This window comes from Streptomyces sp. OR43, from assembly GCF_008042275.1.
In the GTDB taxonomy this organism is placed as follows: domain Bacteria; phylum Actinomycetota; class Actinomycetes; order Streptomycetales; family Streptomycetaceae; genus Streptomyces.
In genome coordinates this window covers 1-777 of record NZ_RDBK01000058.1, presented here as the reverse complement: position 1 = coordinate 777, position 777 = coordinate 1, and the positions used below count along the sequence as shown (strand labels likewise).

At 73.5% G+C, this 777-nt stretch carries 1 protein-coding gene; it reads right to left on the bottom strand.

All coding sequences use genetic code 11. The annotated features are described in order from the left end of the window. Positions 1-147 precede the first annotated feature (147 nt). On the bottom strand, positions 148-777 hold a 630-nt coding region (locus tag EAO72_RS40285), incomplete at its 5' end, for a DUF3152 domain-containing protein (RefSeq protein WP_148022354.1).

Below are 777 nucleotides of genomic sequence, written 5' to 3'. Positions count from 1 at the left end.
GCGCACATCCCCTGCGGACATCCCCGCCCCTCCCCGGTCCTCTGCGGTTGGCTTCCCCGCTATAAGGACCGGCGCCGGGACGGATTGGTTCAGTCCACAACCATATTGATCGCCAGGGTGACCGCCGGACGCGGGACCGGCGGAGGCTCACGGCACGGAGGGACCGCCGAGGTACCGCCCCTCGGCGTCGTAGGGCCAGGCGTTGGAGACGCATCCCTTGAGGCCGTATATCTGCTGCATCATCGCGGGGGCGGGCCGGCCCTTGCCGGGGCAGGTCTCGTGGCCATGGCCGAGCCAGTGGCCGACCTCGTGGTTGATGATCAGGGCGCGGTAGCCGGCGAGCGGGCCGTGGAACTCGGGCGAACCGGTCTGCCAGCGCTTGAGGTTCACCATCACCGTCTCGCCCACCCGGCAGTTGACCTCGCCATGGGTGTTGAGGCCCTGCGCCCCGCAGACGCGGTCGGTGGTCGCGGCCGTGGCGATGCGGATCACCAGCCCGGCAGGGCCGTTCGACACCTGGTGGAACGTGTGCTCCCCGCCGTGGGCCCAGCCGCGAGGCGCGGCCAGGATGCCCGCGACCTGGGTGGCCGCCGCGTCCGGGTCGACGCCGGACCCGTCCTCGACCTCGACCCGGTAGGCGTTCCCGCCGCCCGCGGAGGAGCCCGCGCGGGCGACGGTGAACGTACCCGGGCCGGACGCCGGGACAGGGGGAGGAGGCGTGGCGGTGCGGTGGGAGCGGCCGTCGCCGCGGTCGTGCCGTGGCGGAGCATCCGGTGC